The 15,903-nt window shown below is 61.6% G+C and carries 15 protein-coding genes and 2 tRNA genes; 12 read left to right on the plus strand and 5 right to left on the minus strand.

All coding sequences use genetic code 11. From position 1 onward, the window contains the following. Window positions 1-212: 212 nt before the first annotated feature. Both EB812_RS06730 and EB812_RS06735 read left to right on the plus strand, forming a co-directional pair. On the plus strand, window positions 213-494 hold the full coding sequence (locus tag EB812_RS06730) for a type II toxin-antitoxin system RelE/ParE family toxin (protein WP_130957957.1): 282 nt from the start codon (window positions 213-215) through the stop codon (window positions 492-494). Between the two features lie 9 nt (window positions 495-503). Continuing rightward, the gene (locus EB812_RS06735) at window positions 504-827 is read left to right on the plus strand and encodes a HigA family addiction module antitoxin (RefSeq protein ID WP_118228859.1); all 324 of its coding nucleotides are present in this window, start codon (window positions 504-506) and stop codon (window positions 825-827) included. 212 nt (window positions 828-1,039) lie between these two features. Here EB812_RS06735 and EB812_RS06740 read toward each other — a convergent pair. Further along, window positions 1,040-1,115 (minus strand) — tRNA-Glu (locus tag EB812_RS06740). Between the two features lie 130 nt (window positions 1,116-1,245). On the opposite strand from EB812_RS06740, the gene EB812_RS06745 reads away from it, so the two are divergent. The 8 genes from EB812_RS06745 (at window position 1,246) to EB812_RS06780 (ending at window position 11,427) form a co-directional block, all read left to right on the plus strand. Beyond that, window positions 1,246-2,670, plus strand: coding sequence for an NlpC/P60 family N-terminal domain-containing protein (locus tag EB812_RS06745; protein ID WP_130957958.1), 1,425 nt, complete (start codon window positions 1,246-1,248; stop codon window positions 2,668-2,670). After that, window positions 2,667-4,244, plus strand: a complete 1,578-nt coding sequence (locus EB812_RS06750) for a dephospho-CoA kinase (RefSeq protein WP_130957959.1) — start codon at window positions 2,667-2,669, stop codon at window positions 4,242-4,244. Before EB812_RS06745 ends, EB812_RS06750 begins: the two co-directional genes overlap by 4 nt. 140 nt (window positions 4,245-4,384) lie before the next feature. Then, entirely contained in the window at window positions 4,385-6,472 is a 2,088-nt protein-coding gene (locus tag EB812_RS06755) for an ATP-binding protein (RefSeq protein ID WP_118228856.1), read from the plus strand. Beyond that, entirely contained in the window at window positions 6,441-6,953 is a 513-nt protein-coding gene (gene ybaK, locus EB812_RS06760; RefSeq protein ID WP_118228855.1) for a Cys-tRNA(Pro) deacylase, read from the plus strand. Before EB812_RS06755 ends, ybaK begins: the two co-directional genes overlap by 32 nt. Window positions 6,954-7,144: 191 nt before the next feature. Further along, window positions 7,145-8,023 carry a c-type cytochrome gene (locus tag EB812_RS06765; protein ID WP_118228854.1) on the plus strand — a complete coding sequence of 293 codons (879 nt, stop codon included), beginning with the start codon at window positions 7,145-7,147 and terminating at the stop codon, window positions 8,021-8,023. A gap of 3 nt (window positions 8,024-8,026) precedes the next feature. Then, window positions 8,027-9,376: a c-type cytochrome gene (locus EB812_RS06770; protein ID WP_118228853.1), complete on the plus strand. Its 1,350-nt coding sequence runs from the start codon at window positions 8,027-8,029 to the stop codon at window positions 9,374-9,376. Window positions 9,377-9,378: 2 nt separating this feature from the next. Then, entirely contained in the window at window positions 9,379-10,941 is a 1,563-nt protein-coding gene (locus EB812_RS06775) for a c-type cytochrome (RefSeq protein WP_118228852.1), read from the plus strand. A 399-nt stretch (window positions 10,942-11,340) separates the two neighbouring features. Further along, window positions 11,341-11,427 (plus strand) — tRNA-Leu (locus tag EB812_RS06780). Window positions 11,428-11,824: 397 nt separating this feature from the next. Here EB812_RS06780 and ruvB read toward each other — a convergent pair. The 3 genes from ruvB to moaA are packed head-to-tail and all read right to left on the minus strand — an operon-like array spanning window position 11,825 to window position 14,494. Beyond that, window positions 11,825-12,823 (minus strand): Holliday junction branch migration DNA helicase RuvB, encoded by a 999-nt coding sequence (ruvB, locus tag EB812_RS06785; RefSeq protein ID WP_118228851.1) that lies wholly within the window; start codon window positions 12,821-12,823, stop codon window positions 11,825-11,827. Then, window positions 12,823-13,437, minus strand: a complete 615-nt coding sequence (ruvA, locus tag EB812_RS06790) for a Holliday junction branch migration protein RuvA (RefSeq protein ID WP_130957960.1) — start codon at window positions 13,435-13,437, stop codon at window positions 12,823-12,825. The genes ruvB and ruvA overlap by 1 nt, the downstream gene beginning before the upstream one ends. A gap of 4 nt (window positions 13,438-13,441) precedes the next feature. Continuing rightward, window positions 13,442-14,494, minus strand: coding sequence for a GTP 3',8-cyclase MoaA (moaA, locus tag EB812_RS06795; protein WP_118228849.1), 1,053 nt, complete (start codon window positions 14,492-14,494; stop codon window positions 13,442-13,444). On the opposite strand from moaA, the gene EB812_RS06800 reads away from it, so the two are divergent. Beyond that, entirely contained in the window at window positions 14,493-14,771 is a 279-nt protein-coding gene (locus EB812_RS06800) for a DUF5334 family protein (RefSeq protein ID WP_118228848.1), read from the plus strand. The two genes, moaA and EB812_RS06800, sit on opposite strands and share 2 nt — an antisense overlap. A gap of 7 nt (window positions 14,772-14,778) precedes the next feature. On the opposite strand, the gene EB812_RS06805 is transcribed toward EB812_RS06800, so the two are convergent. Beyond that, window positions 14,779-15,342: a hypothetical protein gene (locus EB812_RS06805; protein WP_118228847.1), complete on the minus strand. Its 564-nt coding sequence runs from the start codon at window positions 15,340-15,342 to the stop codon at window positions 14,779-14,781. Window positions 15,343-15,524: 182 nt separating this feature from the next. On the opposite strand from EB812_RS06805, the gene EB812_RS06810 reads away from it, so the two are divergent. Further along, window positions 15,525-15,899, plus strand: a complete 375-nt coding sequence (locus EB812_RS06810; protein WP_118228846.1) for a hypothetical protein — start codon at window positions 15,525-15,527, stop codon at window positions 15,897-15,899. Window positions 15,900-15,903: the final 4 nt, after the last annotated feature.

Genomic DNA, 15,903 nt, shown 5'->3' on the forward strand with positions numbered 1-15,903 from the left:
GAAAGAAATACAGGATTTTTCCACCAAATGGCTCTGGAGTTATAATAACGAGCGCCCCAACATGGGCATTGGCGGCATAACTCCCGCCATGAAGCTCGCACAGGTGTCTTAGGCTCTACTTGTAAGTGCTCCTAAAAATGGGAGGATTACCGGACCGCCCCTGTCCGAATTATACGCTTGAAGTAACATCTTTTTAGTGTTATGTTGTTGTCATGACAATGAGCTATAAAGACGGCCGGGCGGAGGATTTGTTCCAGGGGATTCATGTCGCTGGCCTGCCGCCGGACATCCAGCGCGTTGCCATGCGTAAGCTCAAAGTCCTGCACAACGCCGTTTCGCTGAACGACTTGCGTGTTCCTCCCGGAAACAGGTTGGAAATTCTCAAAGGAAACCGGGCCGGACAGCACAGCATCCGCATCAACAGCCAATGGCGGATATGCTTCGTCTGGAAAGACGGGAACGCCTACTCCGTTGAAATCGTCGACTATCACTAGGAGAACGCCATGACTGACCGCATGCTGCCCGTGCATCCGGGCGAAATTTTGAATGAAGAATTTTTGAAGCCCATGGGCATAAGCCAGACCCGCCTTGCGCTGGACACCGGCATGCCCCAGAGCCGCATCCAGGGCATTATCGCCGAAAAGCGCGGCATCTCCGCCGACACGGCGGTGCGTCTGGCCGCTTACTTTGGCAACAGCGCGGAGTTCTGGCTCAACTGCCAGGTCTCTTATGAGCTGGACATGGTGGCCTATTCCGGCAAGCGCGATGAAATCCTGTCTCGTGTGCATCCTCATTCCGCTCGTGTTAATGTTCCGACTCTTCCATAACCTTGTTGCCCTGATAGCTGGTCACCCGCAGCACAAGGCAGAGGTGGTCCCTTTTGGGTAAAGAAGAGACGTCCTGCGGATCGACAACGCAAAAATGCAAAAGCCCCCATGCGCGCGGGCAGGAACCCGGGTACGCATGAGAGCTTTCTGGGAAAAAGACAAAAGCGCAGAGGCTCACCCAACCGGGCGAATTTCTGCGCTTTTGTGAAGAGTGGCGTCACCAACGGGATTTGAACCCGTCTTAGCGGCTTGAGAGGCCGCCGTCCTAACCGGATAGACGATGGTGACAGCGAGGTATGTGTTTACGGGCAGAAGTGGCGTTTGTCAAGCAATATGTGTCGCAAAAAGCAAAAATACGGGCATTGCCCTGTCAGCGCCCCTGATGCTATGTTTTCTCCGCCAGATAAGGAGGGAGCACATGCGTCATTTTGGGAGGAGCTTTGCGGGCATCTATTGCGGTTCTGCCCCAGGTTTGGCCCGGCTGTCCGGGCTGTTGCTTGGGCTTTTGTGTCTGTTGCTGCTGCAGGCCTGCGGCGGACGTCAGGCCCACCAGCCGCACGAAGCCGGTTTGCCCTCCTGGATGGGCACGGTGGAGGACTTGCGCCGTTTTCCGCAGGATCTGAATGGCTACGCCGCCCGCGCCGGAAAGGACAAGGAACTGTTCTCCGCGGCGGAGCAAAGCGCCCAGGTAGCCCGCTTCATGCGCATCTATTTTGGCCCATGGGAAATGACCAAAACCTCGGTAAGCCGGCGCGACGCCGCCGCCATTTTCCACCGCGCGCGTGGATTTAAATACAACGACGTACGCTGGACGCAGGAAGAGTGGGACGCCATAAGCCGCAACGCGGCCATGGGCGCTTTTCCGTCCCGCAGCACATGGGCCATCACCGTGCGTGCTACCGACCTGCGTGAAATGCCCACCAGCCAGACCCGCTTTGCCGAGCCCACGCCCGACCCGCGCGCCAATCCTTTTGATTATTTTCAGTATTCTCTCCTGCCCGTGGGTACGCCGCTGCTCATTGTCCATACCACCAGGGACGGACGCTGGCATTTTGTGGAGTGCCCCATCGCCGCTGGTTGGGTAGCTGCCGACGATGTGGCCGCCGTGGACGCCGCATTTGCGCACACCTACCGCGACGGCCCGTTTGCCGCCTTGGTGCGCGATCCGGTGCGCCTGGTTACAGCGGGGGGGACGACGGCTACGGCGGGCATCGGCGCGCTGCTGCCTCTGCGCAGCGATAATCAGAATGGGCAAGACGATATGCGCGTGCTGCTGCCCCAACGCGGACCCGACGGCATGGCACGGACTGAGGCCGTTACCCTTGCGGCCGCGGACGCCGCCCCTTGGCCCTTGCCGCCCACGCCCGGCAACATCGCCCGGCTGGGCAATCGAATGATGGGGCAACACTACGGCTGGGGCGGCATGTTCGGCCTGCGCGACTGCTCTGCCATGACCCGCGACCTGTTGGCCCCTTTTGGCATCTGGCTGCCGCGCAATTCCGTGGCCCAGGCCCGCACCGGGTCTGTCCTGCCCCTGGAAGGCATGAGCACCGCGGAAAAAGAAGCCGCCATACTGCGTTACGGCGTCCCCTTTTTGAGTCTGGTGGGCATGCGCGGACACATTACCCTCTATGTGGGCAACTACCGTGGGCGGCCGGCCATTCTCCACGACGTCTGGGGCGTACGGGTGGTGCAGGACGGCGACGATGACGCCCGGCTGGTGCTGGGCCGGGTGGTGATCACGTCCATTACGCCCGGTGCGGAACTGCCGAATCTCTACCGCACCGTGACCTTTGCGGACAGGCTGCGCACCCTGTCCACTCCTGCGGATACCCTGCGGTGAACACGTTGCACATGTGCGTCCCGGCCGCAGCTGCGGGGCAACGCCTGGACCGGGTACTGGGGCAGGAACTGACCGGAATTTCTCGTGCGGCCCTGCAAAAGGCCATCAAAGCCGGGTACTGCCGGGTTGACGGCCTTACGCAAAACCAGCCGGACTGCCGCCTGCGCGAGGGGCAGGTGGTGGAACTTCAGACGCCGGAAGCAAGCTCGTCCCTGCGGGCTGAAGAGGGGCATCTGGAAATTCTCTGGCACGACGAACACCTGGCCGTGTGCAACAAACCCGCCGGGCTCACTGTGCACCCCTGCCCGTCCTGTCCGGAACATACCCTGGTGCAGCGCTTGCTGGCGCGTTTTCCGCAACTGGCCAAGCTGGAAGGGCTGCGGCCCGGCATTGTTCACCGTCTGGACAAGGACACCAGCGGCCTTCTGGCGGTGGCCCTGACTGAGGCCGACCGCCTGGCCCTGAGCGCCGCCTTTGCCGGCCGTGTAGTGCACAAGGAATACCTAGCTCTGGTGTGGGGCCGCCCTGCGGACGCGGGCGAATGCCGCAAACCGCTCGGCCGTCACCCCACGGCAAAAGTCAAACGCGCGGTGCTGCCTGAAGCGCGCGGCGGCAAACCCGCCCACACTGCCTGGAGGCGGCTTTGGAGCGCGCCGGACGGGCGCTGCTCTTTGCTGGCCGTCCGGATATTTACGGGCCGCACCCATCAAATCCGCGTTCATCTGGCCCATGTGGGACACCCCCTGCTGGGCGACCGGCTCTATGCCCCCAAGGACGTGCGGGCCCTGGCCCCACGCCAGATGCTGCACGCCTGGCGGTTGGAGCTGCCCCACCCTGTGGACGGCGCGCTTTTACGCTTCTCCTGCCCGCCGCCGGAAGATCTGTTGGAGACTGCCCTGGCGGCCACACGCCGGATGCGGCGTATGGTAATCACGGGCAGCCCCGGCAGCGGCAAATCCGCCCTCACGGAGAATATTGCCGCCACAGGCGTGCCTGCCATCAGCGCCGACGCTCTTGTGGCCCGACTGTACGCTCCAGACGGGGCCGCCGGCCCGTGGCTGGAGCGTATGGCCCCGGACGCAGGCATTCTCACAGCCCAAGGCGGGGTGGACAAGGCCGCCCTGCTGGCGGCCATGCGCGACAATCCCGGTTTGCGTCGAGAGGTGGAACAGCTGGTGCACGGCTTGGTGCGCGCGGCTGTGGAGGAATTTTGGAATGCCGCCGAGGCTGCGGGCCATGCCCTGGCCGTGGCCGAAGTGCCGCTGTATTTTGAAAGCGGCTGGCAGGACGTCTTTTCTCCCGCACCTTTGGTGGTAGGCGTACACTGCCCCAAAGAATTGCGCGATCGGCGCATCCGTGCGACGCGCGGCTGGGCTGACGACAAGCTGGCCGCGCTGGAGTCCTGGCAGTGGCCGGAGCCGCGCAAGCTGGCGGCTTGCGATCTGGTGGTGGACAATACGGGCGACAGGGAAGCCCTGCGCACCACTGCCCAAAAACTGCTTCAGGATATAGCGGTTGCAACGCGCGCGGACGAAGCCGCACGCGCGCGGGAAATTGCTGCATTGTGGCAATGACCGCAGGTGACGCTTTACCGCAAGCAATGACGACATTTCAGATTTTTGTATTTTTTTCGGGGTGTTCTTGACAATTTTCTGCAAGAGGAGTTATAGCTCACACACTATACTAAATGATACCAACAAGTTCGAGTTGCCTCATGCCGGACAGTCCGCAGTTTACGGAATTTGCCTGTGCCAACCCTCTGGTGTTGGCTCTGGAAATCACCAGTGCCGCCCTGTTGCACGACAACAAGGATGACTTTCTGCGTAGCGCGTTGGCAGCGATTGGTGAAGCCCTGCACTGTGGTCAGGTCACTCTGACGGAACGACAGGACGGGCATTGGCATGTGCCCGCAACCTGGCAGAACCCCGTGCAGAATCCCCCCTTGCCGGATCCGGCGCTGGATGACCTTGCGCCGGTGCTGGAGGCTTTCGACAAGCGCAAAAGCCTGGTTGTGGAAAATGCCAACGACCTGCCCGAAGGCCCCCTTAAAAAACTTTTCACATTCCGGCAGGTGCTTTCAGTCTACTGTCTTCCTATTCTGCATGAAGGGGATCTCTACGGGGGTATATGCCTTTCCCGGCGCATTTCCCAAACGCCGTGGACGCTGGAAGAATCCAGCATTTGCCACCTTATGGGCAATATTCTGGCCATTTCCTTGATCCATTTTCGTCTTTACAACAAAATAAAACGCAAGCACCAGCAGCTGCGCGACATCCTCAATGCCTTTAGTGAGCCCATAAGCATTGTAGACATGGAAACGCACGAAGTCCTGTTCATGAACAGAAAGCAGCAGGAAAGCGCCAGGGAGCTTTCTGCCCGCAGCACCCTTTGTTACCGCCGCATTATGGGGCGTGAAAGCCCCTGCCCCTTCTGCACCAATGACATCATTGCCCGACAGGCGGGCCAGCCCTACCACTGGACCTATACCGACGAAAAAAGCCGCCGCTCCTTTTCCGTGATGGACAAGGCCATCCGCTGGGACAACAACAGGCTGGTCCGGCTTTCCATCGCCACAGACGTCACAGACCTTTTACACAATCAGCGCGAGCGAGAAAAGGCCGTGCTGGCTTCGCAGGCCAAGAGCGAATTTCTCGCCCACATGAGCCATGAAATCCGCACGCCCATGAACGGCATTATCGGCCTTACCCTGCTGGCTCTGCAGTCCAAACCCAACCCAGAACAACGCGACTATCTGCAAAAAATCCGGACTTCCGCCACCAGTCTGCTGAACATCATCAACGACATTCTGGACCTTTCCAAAATTGAAGCAAACAAAATGGAGCTGGACAGCGCCAACTACAGCCTTGACGAAGTGCTGGAATTCGCCCATACCTCCATCCGCTTTCCCCTGGAACAAAAAGGCCTGTCCTTTGACTGTCAGGTGGAGGCAGACGTACCGCACAAACTCTGGGGCGACGGGCTGCGGCTCAAACAGGTGCTGCTCAACCTGCTGAGTAATGCGGTTAAATTTACGGCCAGCGGCGGCGTACAGTTGCGCATCTGCCGCGAAAGCGACGCCAGCGACGAATTTCTGCACTTTTATGTGCAAGACACGGGCATGGGCATCAGCCAGGAATACCAACAGCACCTGTTTGAGCCCTACACCCAGGCCAGTTCCAACATCAGCCGCCGTTTCGGCGGCACGGGCCTGGGCCTGACCATCTGCAAGCGCATGGCGGAACTTATGGAAGGCAGCCTTTGGTGCGAAAGCGAGTTGGGCAAAGGTTCTATCTTTCACCTGCGCATTCCCTGCAGCCTGGCCCGCAATACCTACTGCCCGTCCGAGGAAGAGGATGCCCAGCCACTGCCGGACCTCCCCCCCAACAGCCGCATCCTGCTGGTAGAAGACAATGAAATCAATCAGGAAGTGGCGCGGGCTTTGCTGCAGCGGGCCGGTCTGCACTGCGATTTGGCTGAAAACGGCAGCGAAGCCGTGCGCATGGTGCGCACCACCCCGTATGATCTGGTGCTCATGGACGTCTATATGCCCGTCATGGACGGCCTGCACGCCACCAGAGAAATACGCCGATACCTCAGCCGCCATGCCCTAGGCAAGCACCTGCCCATTATCGCCATGACCGCCGTAACGTTGCCCGAAAACGTGGACGAAATGATCGCCGCCGGTATGGACGACCACATCGCCAAGCCGTTTAATCTGGCCGTGCTGCGCAAAAAACTCAGCCGCTGGCTGCAACCAGCTGTCCATAACCATGTCATCGCATCCCAAAATTCCCAAAACTAACGCCGCCCGCCTGCTGGAAAAATTGGCTATTGCCTACTCTCTGCACAGCGCGCCGGTGGACGAAGAGGATCTTTCCGCTGTTACCATGGCCCACAATCTGGGCGTGCCGCCCCAATGCGTTTTCAAAACGCTTGTGGCGCGTGGGGACAAAACCGGCGTGCTCATGGCCTGCATCCCGGCCAACGCCGAGCTGGACCTCAAAGCCCTGGCAGCGGCTTCCAGCAACAAGCATGTGGACATGGTGCCTCTTAAGGAAGTGCGCCCACTTACCGGCTATGTGCGCGGCGGCTGTTCGCCCCTGGGCGGCAAAAAAGCCTGGCCTGTTTTTGTGGACGCCAGCGCCGCCCGGCAAGAGGCTATATTTGTCAGCGCCGGTCTGCGCGGCGTCCAACTGCGCCTTGCCCCGTCAGACCTGCTCCGTGCCGTGCACGGCGCATTTGCCACGCTGGACAAAGCCGCTCCCCCGTCCGCAGAAGCGTAATCCTGCATATTACTACACTAACAACCCGGCGTTTTTCCTTTACTTTTCTTCACAGCTCCGCACTCTTATTGACATCCGGAGCGCTTTGCGTACTCTAAAAAGAGTATGCAAAGCCACGCCCTCCGCTACTGCGGCGGTCGCTTGCCGTGTTTTCCAGGCAGGCCGGTCCTGCTCATTCTACCGGAGCTTCTATGAAAAACCGCAATCTGCTTCTGACTCTGGTTCTGGTCACTTTTTTGCTGCTGCTGGGGGGCTGGATGCTTTCCTTCTTCCGCACCAGTGTGGCTGTACGCCGGGCTCCGACGTCTCCCGCGCCGGCTGCCGCAGCATCCGCAGCGCCGACGGCGCAGCAGGCCCTGTTCAATCCTCCCCGGCCGGAGGACGCGCCGGAAAAAATCCGGCCCCAGGTTCTGCTGGGCTACAAAATCATGACCGAAACCCAGAAGTACGCCGGGCAGTACGTGGGCAACGGCCTTTCCTGTTCCAGCTGCCACTTTGACGGCGGCCGCAGCCTTGAGAGCATTCCGCTGGTGGGGTCTGGGGCCACCTATCCCCAGTACCGCAGCCGGCAGAAGTATACCACAGACCTGGCCCTGCGCGTGCAGGACTGCTTTGAGCGCAGCATGAACGGCAAGGCCCCGGCTCTGGACAGCCAGATCATGCAGTCCCTGCTGGTTTATCTACAGTGGATTTCCAAAGATATTCCCGTGTACGCCAAGCTGCCCTGGGCCCTGCCCCACAGCCTCGAAAACGCCCATCAGCCCGATGCGGCCGCAGGTGAGCGCGTGTACGCCGAAGTCTGCGCCCGCTGCCACGGCAGCGACGGGCAGGGCACGGATATTGCCCCGGCCCTCTGGGGCGACGGTTCCTATAACGACGGCGCCGGCATGCACCGGGTGCGCACCTTTGCCGTGTTCATCTGGAAATTCATGCCCAAGAGCGCGCCCTCGCTCAAGCAGGAAGAGGCTCTGGACGTGGCCGCCTTTGTCAATAGCCGTCCTCGGCCCAAGTTCGTCGCCAGTCACCCTGAAGTCATCGAGCGGGTCATCCCCCTGCCGAAAGGAAAATAGGCCATGGTCTTTCCCATCCTGCATATTCCCGGCCTGGGCGATGGCATGACCATAGCCCTGGACGCCGTGCTGCATGTGCTCATCAGTCACGGGATGGCCATAGGCTTCATGACCATGCTCGTCCTGTTCCAGACGCTGACCTGGCGCGGCAAGGGAGCCTTTTGGGCGCGCATCACCCGTCGCCTGCTGGGCACAGCCGTGGTCATTACCACTTCTGTAGGCGCGGTGACGGGCGTGGGCATCTGGTTCATCACCGGGGCTCTGGCTCCGGAAGGCATAGGCGCGCTCATCCACCTCTTTTTCTGGCCCTGGTTCATTGAGTGGATGGCCTTTACCTCCGAAGTCTGTCTTCTGCTCATTTACTACTACCTTTGGGACAAGCTGCAAGAAACCCGTCCCGGACTGCTGGCCGCCGTGGGCTGGAGCTATGTGGGCATGGCGGTCATTTCCGCCGTGCTCATTTCCGGCATTCTGGGTTTTATGCTCACGCCGGACGGCTGGCCCTGGGGACGCTCCTTTACCGATGCCTACTTCAACCCCACCTTTATTCCCCAGGTCTTTCTGCGCCTGGGCGCCGGCCTCTGCCTGGGGGCGCTGCTGCTCCTGGGCTGGACAGCCTGGCGGTTTGACGGCACGGCGGTGCAACGCGCAAAAGCGCTGCGCTGCACCGGGGGCGCGGCGCTGGGCGCGGCGTTGGTCACGGCCGTAAGCGCCTGGATCTACTTTGCCCGCATTCCGGATACGTATCTGACCCACTGGAAGTTTGCGGTGGCCACATCCTACCTTTCACAACTGCCGGACTTTCTGCCGCTGCTCAATACGGCAGCAGCGCTCTGCATTGTGCTGGCGGCTCTGGCGGGCCTGGGCCGCCGCCCACTGCTCAGCCGCGCGCTCTGCATCCCCGCCCTGCTCTGCTGCGTGACGCTGTTTATGGAATTTGAACGGGTACGCGAATTTGTGCGCGGGCCCTACTTGGTGCCCGGCTACATGTACGCCAACCAGATTCCCCTGACGGAAAATGAAGCCCTGCTGGCCGGCAATGCCCCCCTCCTGCCGCGCACCCGCTGGCTGAATACGGATGCCGGCCTCTCCCCCGGTGAAACCGCCGGTCGGGCCCTGTTTGCCGCCAACTGCGGCGTCTGTCATGCGGAAAGCGGTATCAACGGCATTGACCAACGCCTGACCGGGCGCAGTCTGGATGGGGTGGTGGCCATGGTAGGCATAACCCAGCGCCTGGCCCCCTACATGACGCCCTTTACCGGTTCGGAAGAGGAGCGCCTGCTTCTGGCGCAGTATATCTACGGCCTGGCCGCGGCCCACGACAAAGCCCGCCACACCGTGGGGGAGAAGTAGCCATGCCGCAGTGGAACGACCTCTTTCTGGCTTTGCCCGTTTCTGAAAACGTGCTGGACGCCCTGCTGTTCATCAGCTTCGGCCTGCATCTGCTGTTCGTGCTGCTTATGCTGGGTACGGCCATGCTGGGCCTGGCCCTGTTTCTGCACGCCCTGCTCCACAACAACACGGCACAGCAACCCTGGAACAGCCATCTGGTGCACAGCCACCTGGGCCTCAAAAGCCTGGCCGTGGTGCTGGGCGTGGCCCCTTTGCTGGTGATGCAGGTTCGCTATTCTTATGCCTTTTTTACCACAACGGGGCTGTTTTCGTACAGCTGGCTGGCCATCATCCCTCTGCTGATTCTGGCCTTTCTGCTTATCGACGCCTTTGGGCACAAGCTCACTGGCAATGCCTTGCTGGCCTTTGTCTGCGGCATGCTGGGGGTAGGCGCGCTCATGACCGTGCCCGCCGTATTCACCGGCGCGCTGGCCCTTATGGAGCGTCCCCAGCTCTGGCCCGTCTTTGCTGCTGCGGGCTTTGGCCCACAAGCGCCGCCGGCCCTCCACTGGCTCTTGCGCTACCTGCATGTGCTGGGCGCGGCGCTGGTGCTGGGCGCGGCTTTCCACCTCTTTTTTTCCACCAAGGACCAGCCCCGCAAAGCCCTCATGCTGCGCCGCTGGCTGTGGTGGAGCGTGCTGGCCCAGCTGGTTCTGGGCCTGGGGCTGCTGCTCACTGTGCGGACGAGCTGGAACGGGCCGGTGCTGACCAGTCTGGCTGTGGGCGTGCTGGCGACTCTGGGCGTGCTGCTGGTGCTGCGGCGCACGGGACGACGTACGGCGCCGCCGGCGTTGTTGGCCTTGCTGCCTGTGGTTTTTGCGGCCATGCTCACAGGCCGGCAGCTTTTGCAGGATGCTGCCCTGGCCCCCATGCACGACACGGCCGTGGCCGCCCGAGAGGCCCGCGCGGCTGCACTGGCCCCCTTCAGCCAAAAGGCCCTGGAAAATTTTGCGCTCAAGCTGCGCACGGTCTATGACAATGGCGACACCATCTATGACGGGGCCTGCGCGCCCTGTCACGGACTCGACGGACGCGGCCAGGGCCCGGAAGCGCGCCACCTGCGCATTCCTGCCGCAGACCTGGCCGCCATCCGTGCGGACAGAGGCTACGCCTATGCGCTCATCCGCGATGGCGTGCCCGGTTCCGGTATGCCCTACTTCCGACTGTACGACCGTAAAAAACTGGAAGGCGTGCTGGATACGTTGGACAAACGTTACAGCATGCTGGCAGACACGCCCCAGCCGCCGCACGACATCACGCCCCAGGCGCTTACGGTCTGGATCGACGTCTGCGCCGTGTGCCACGCGGCCAACGGTGCGGTGTCGGACTTCGGCAAAACCCTGCGCCCGGCCCCGCCGGACCTGCGCCGTCTGAGCGTGAGCCACCAGCGCGCCCTGCACGTCATTACCGAAGGCTACCCCGGCACGGTCATGCAGCCCTTCCGCCACCTGCCCGCACCCATATTGGACGACCTGGCCGTCATCAGCGGCCTGTTCCGGGTACAGCTGCCACAGGGCAAGCCTTGATCTCGGATTGTCGTTCCCGCATTGTCTTTAAGAAAACAAACGGAGGGGGCCTGCGCCAAAAAAGACAAACGCTTTTGCGGGCCGCCACGCCCTGTTTGTTAGGACAGATTACCTTTGAGGATGCGTATTCTCAACGTTCAAGGCGCGCTCGTTACGACGCTTAACCGCGCAACTACAGAGCGCTGCTGTCTTTGCTCGTAACTTCCTTCGTCGCGACGGCCAAGTTCCTGCGTTGCAACGGCTGAAGCTGCGCTTGCGCAACCGCCAGGGCATTTCAAAATTGAAATGCCCTGAGACGAGCCAGGCACACTTTGGGCACACGCTTTTTCTTGACGCCTTGCCGACGCTGCGCTATACGCTTGCTGCGGCAAGGCGCTGTACACAAGCGTACGCCTCCGTGCCGGGATGGTGGAATTGGTAGACGCAGCGGACTCAAAATCCGCCGGTGGCAACACCTTGCGAGTTCAAGTCTCGCTCCCGGTACCAAGTTAAATCAAGGGCTTGCTCAAGAGCAGGCCCTTTTTTTGTCTCAAATTTGTATACCATGTCATGCTGTGGTCGCGCTTTCAGGGGCTACACCAAAGACAGGGACAAAAGCGCTTTCTCCGGACCGCTATGCCTCTTTTTCTAAGGTAGAGCAGTCAGCGAATGAAATGTGCTAACTGCTCTGCAAGGATTTTCTTGAAAATCCTTGCCACAAAATGCGAGAAGGCAGGCTTTTGCCTGCCGTAAGCGAGCATTTCAAGTGTTAAATACTCTAGCGACCCGGCAAGTCTGAAAAATCTTGTACAGGACGCAAAAACAGAACGGCCGCCGGTGGCCTCCGCAGCCGTTTTGAAAATATTTGAGGCTCTTCTGCCGGAAGACAAAAGACGACGTTGTTTCAGGAAAGCAGAATATTCAGGTGGCGGTAGGCGCGGGCCGTGGCCACGCGGCCGCGCGGCGTGCGCTTGAGAAAGCCGCACTGGATGAGGTAGGGCTCGTAAATGTCCTCAAGGGTGCGCACTTCCTCGGAGCAGGCCACAGCCAGAGTTTTGATGCCCACCGGACCGCCGTCGTAGTGTTTAATCAGCACCTCCAGCAACCGCCGGTCCATCTGGTCCAGACCTTCCTGGTCTACGTCCATGCGGGTCAGGGCCGAGGCGGCTGCCTCCTTGGTCACCCGGCCGTCACCGTGCACCAGGGCAAAGTCGCGCACCCGGCGCAGCAGCCGGTTGGCAATACGCGGCGTGCCCCGCGCGCGGCGGCCGATCTCTCTCGCGCCCTCGCCGGTCATCTCCACACCCAGAATACGGGCCGTACGCCCCACCACGCGGGCCAGGTCGTCGGGGCTGTAGTACTGCAGCCGCGCCACAATGCCGAAGCGGTCACGCAAGGGGGAGGAAATAAGCCCCACTCTGGTGGTGGCCCCCACCAGGGTAAAAGGCTCCAGATCGATTTTGACCGTGCGGGCCGCTGGTCCCTGACCAATGACCAGATCCAGCTTGAAGTCCTCCATGGCCGGATAAAGCACTTCTTCCACAGCAATGGGCATGCGGTGGATTTCGTCCACAAAGAGGATGTCGTGTCGCCCCAGATTGGTGAGGATGGCGGCCAGGTCGCCGCTGCGCTCCAGCACTGGGCCGGAGGTGCAGACCAAGTTCACGCCCAGTTCTGCGGCCATGATCTGGGCCAGGGTCGTCTTGCCCAGACCGGGATTGCCGTAGAACAGAGTATGGTCCAGAGCCTTGCCCCGCCCGCGCGCGGCGTCCAGATAGACGCGCAAATTGGCCCGCAGCTCGTCCTGTCCGATAAATTCTTCCAGGCTGCGCGGGCGCACGCTTTCGTCTACGCCAGCGAGCCCTTCCCCGAGCGGCGGCCGCTCGTCGTAGTCTTCCGCCATCAAACCTTCCCCTTGGCCAGCGTCTTGAGCGCGGCCCGCAAGGCGCCGGTTACATCAAGGTCCGGCTCTTCCAGCAAGATTTTTTTCACCATGGGCGCGCACGCATCCTCGCTGTAGCCCAGATTGCCCAAGCCGTCGAGCACATCCCGAAAAACAGAACCGGGCCGGACCCCACTGCCGACGAGCGCCGCCGCCTGAGGCGCGTCGTCCACCTTGAGCTTATATTTCAGTTCCAGAAAAATGTGCTCGGCCGTTTTTTTGCCGATGCCCGAAACGCGGGTCAGGGCCAGCACGTCGTCTTCCAGCACCAGACGCCGCAAATCGTYGGGCCGGAAAATGGACAGAATGCCCAGCGCCGTGCGCGCGCCCACCTTGGAAATGGACACCAGCACTTCAAAGGTCTGCCGCTCCTCAAAACTGGCAAAGCCGAACAGCTCCAGCGCGTCTTCCCGCACGGCCAGGCTGGTGTAAAAGGCCACGGCCTCTCCACGCCCCGGCAGGGAAGCCAGGGTATGGGCCGGCAGGCCCACGGCATAGCCCACGCCGCCCTGGGTGACCACCAGGGCGGTATTGCCCCAGACCTGCGCCAGACGTCCTTCCACATAGGCAATCACGGCTTCACCCTCCTATACCCACCATCTGTTTGCCGGCCACGGCGCACCCGGCCCGCCGGGCAGCCAGGATCTCCGCGCCCAGCGGCTTTTGCGCACAGGCCAGGCGCAGCACGCGCACCAGGTCCGCATCGTTGCAGCGAGGATGGCGCAACAGTCCGCGCAGGCGGTATTCCTTGTCGTCAAACAGGCAGGTGCGCACATGACCATCACTGGTGAGCCGCAAACGGTTACAGGATCCGCAGAACTGACAGGTCATGGCCGTGATGAAGCCCATGCGCCCCTTGCCGCCTTCCACCCGATACATGCGCGCCGGACCGGCCTCGGCCTCCTGGCCTTTTTCGGGCGTCAGGCGCAGGCGACGCTGGGCCTCTTCACGGATCTGGTCGGCGGGCCAGAAGGTTTCCGGGCCCCAAAGGGTGCCGTTGCCCATGGGCATGAACTCGATAAAACGCAGGTCCACGGGCAGGTGCCGCACGGCATGGGCAAAATCGTCCATCTGGCCGTCGTTGACGCCGCGCATGGCCACCACGTTGATCTTGACCCGTATTTCCGCCCGCAGCAGGGCGTCCAGCGAAGCCAGCACGGCGGGTAACAGATCCCGCCCGGTGACGCGGGCAAAGGTTTCGCGGTCAAAACTGTCCAGAGAAAGATTCACGGCGCGCACGCCTACCCGCCGCAGCAGGGGAATGTGCGGCTCCAGCAGCGTGCCGTTGGTAGTCAGGCGCAGGTCCAGCTGCGGATACCGCTGGTGCAGCAGGGCCAGCAGAGTGTCGCAATCCTTGCGGGCAAAGGGTTCGCCCCCGGTGAGGCGCACCTTGTGCACGCCCAGGCCTGCCAGCACACCCACCAGACGAACCATTTCCTCATAGCGCAGCACCTTCGGGTGGGGAATGAAGGTCTGCCGGGCCTCACTGCGGCAGTAAACGCAGCGCAGGTTGCAGCGGTCCGTCACGGAAAGGCGCAGATAGTGCACCTCTCGCCCATACTGATCGCGCAACGGCCCGTCCGCCGCCCCCATGTTGCCAAGAGACGAAAATGGATTTACACCTGCGGACATGAAACACCTGCTCTTGGGGGCGGCCCTCACCGGCTGGATACTCCTGCCGCTGCCCGCCCTGGCCTGGGATGGCTTTGATGCCGATTCCGCCGACCTGGTGGAAGTCACACCCGACCGTGTCCCCTCACGGGGGGAAACAGTGGACGTGCGTTCTTACGATAGCGATACGACCGAAACCTGTCTGGTGGAGGCTGTCAGCCGCAATCCCCGCACAGTGGAGCTGGTGGTGCGCAACCCCCAGGGCAAAACCCGCACCTTGGTCATGGAAGGCCGCTGACCGCCGGCTACTGCCCTGCCCCCGGCTCATAGCCCGGCAAGAGGACGCTGGCGCTTTCAGCCTGGCCCTGCCCCTTGGGGCACTGGTCCTGCAGGTGGCAGATCTCACAGCCGCCCCTAAAAGGATAGTGGGTCACCACCGCGTAGCGCCGGGCAAGAGTCGCGGCCCCTTCCCGGTATTCCAGGCCCAGACCGGCCAAGGCTGCGCGCAAGGCCTCTGTGGGCCTGGGCGAGGGCGCACAGCCCGCGTTTTCCACTTCCGGCAGCAGCTCCTGTACGGCGGCCATGCACATGAACTGGGCGAGGTTGTTGACCATAAAGCCGTCAGAGGCGGACTTTTCCCAGGCCGCGTCCACCAGTTCCTCCACCTCTTCAGGCAGCCATACGGCCAGATAGGCGATCTTGCCCGTGCTGATTTCGCAAACCTTGAGCTTGGGCAGCCATTGGCCCCACAAATCCACCAGGCGCTGCAGCACTGCGCCACCCAGGCGGGTTTCGTGGCTCATGGTCATGAAGCCTTCCATGTCAAAATAGGGCCGCAGGGGATGTTCCTTGATCTGTGCCTCGCTCAACGTGCGCTCCTTGTGGTAAGGCGGTGACGCCGCCCGCCAAAAGGGCGGGCTCGTCCTGTATTGTAACCAGGGACAAAAGTCCGTCAAGGCCATGGGCCCGCGCGCCTTTACTTGGCAGGGGCACTTTTTTATCATATGCCTTCACAGGCAGCATCGCCATGACCCTATCAAAAGGAGCGCCCATGAACAATGCCAACGGCCACCCCGCCAAAATCCGCTACACCTATGCGGTGGACGCCGCGGCCCGGCTCCAGACCGCCCACGGCGTCTGGGGGGGCATCAACCCCCAGGGTGAAATTGAAATGAATTTTTATAATGAAAGCGACACGCTGCCCCCGTACTCGGAACAGCTCGTGGCCCCGGACGGCTCCATCGGGCACGAAATCATCCCCGGCGAAGAGGATTCCCGCGAGGTAACCCGCTTTGTGCACAGCCGGGTGCTGCTCAACTACCACACGGCCCGCGCCGTGCTGGAATGGTTGGAAGACCGCGTGGCCGCCCTGGAAGAAGAAGGCGCGCCCGGTATGTACGACGCCGACCTGGATATTGAACAGTAAGCCG

This window comes from Desulfovibrio legallii (genome assembly GCF_004309735.1).
GTDB classification, from domain to species: domain Bacteria; phylum Desulfobacterota; class Desulfovibrionia; order Desulfovibrionales; family Desulfovibrionaceae; genus Desulfovibrio; species Desulfovibrio legallii.

Coding starts and splice junctions, on each gene's coding strand:
- EB812_RS06745 (WP_130957958.1), top strand. CDS start 1,246: ATGCGTCATTTTGGGAGGAGCTTTGCGGGCATCTATTGCGGTTCTGCC.
- ybaK (WP_118228855.1), top strand. CDS start 6,441: ATGTCATCGCATCCCAAAATTCCCAAAACTAACGCCGCCCGCCTGCTG.
- EB812_RS06735 (WP_118228859.1), top strand. CDS start 504: ATGACTGACCGCATGCTGCCCGTGCATCCGGGCGAAATTTTGAATGAA.
- EB812_RS06755 (WP_118228856.1), top strand. CDS start 4,385: ATGCCGGACAGTCCGCAGTTTACGGAATTTGCCTGTGCCAACCCTCTG.
- EB812_RS06775 (WP_118228852.1), top strand. CDS start 9,379: ATGCCGCAGTGGAACGACCTCTTTCTGGCTTTGCCCGTTTCTGAAAAC.
- moaA (WP_118228849.1), bottom strand. CDS start 14,494: ATGTCCGCAGGTGTAAATCCATTTTCGTCTCTTGGCAACATGGGGGCG.
- EB812_RS06730 (WP_130957957.1), top strand. CDS start 213: ATGACAATGAGCTATAAAGACGGCCGGGCGGAGGATTTGTTCCAGGGG.
- EB812_RS06765 (WP_118228854.1), top strand. CDS start 7,145: ATGAAAAACCGCAATCTGCTTCTGACTCTGGTTCTGGTCACTTTTTTG.
- ruvB (WP_118228851.1), bottom strand. CDS start 12,823: ATGGCGGAAGACTACGACGAGCGGCCGCCGCTCGGGGAAGGGCTCGCT.
- EB812_RS06770 (WP_118228853.1), top strand. CDS start 8,027: ATGGTCTTTCCCATCCTGCATATTCCCGGCCTGGGCGATGGCATGACC.
- EB812_RS06810 (WP_118228846.1), top strand. CDS start 15,525: ATGAACAATGCCAACGGCCACCCCGCCAAAATCCGCTACACCTATGCG.
- EB812_RS06800 (WP_118228848.1), top strand. CDS start 14,493: ATGAAACACCTGCTCTTGGGGGCGGCCCTCACCGGCTGGATACTCCTG.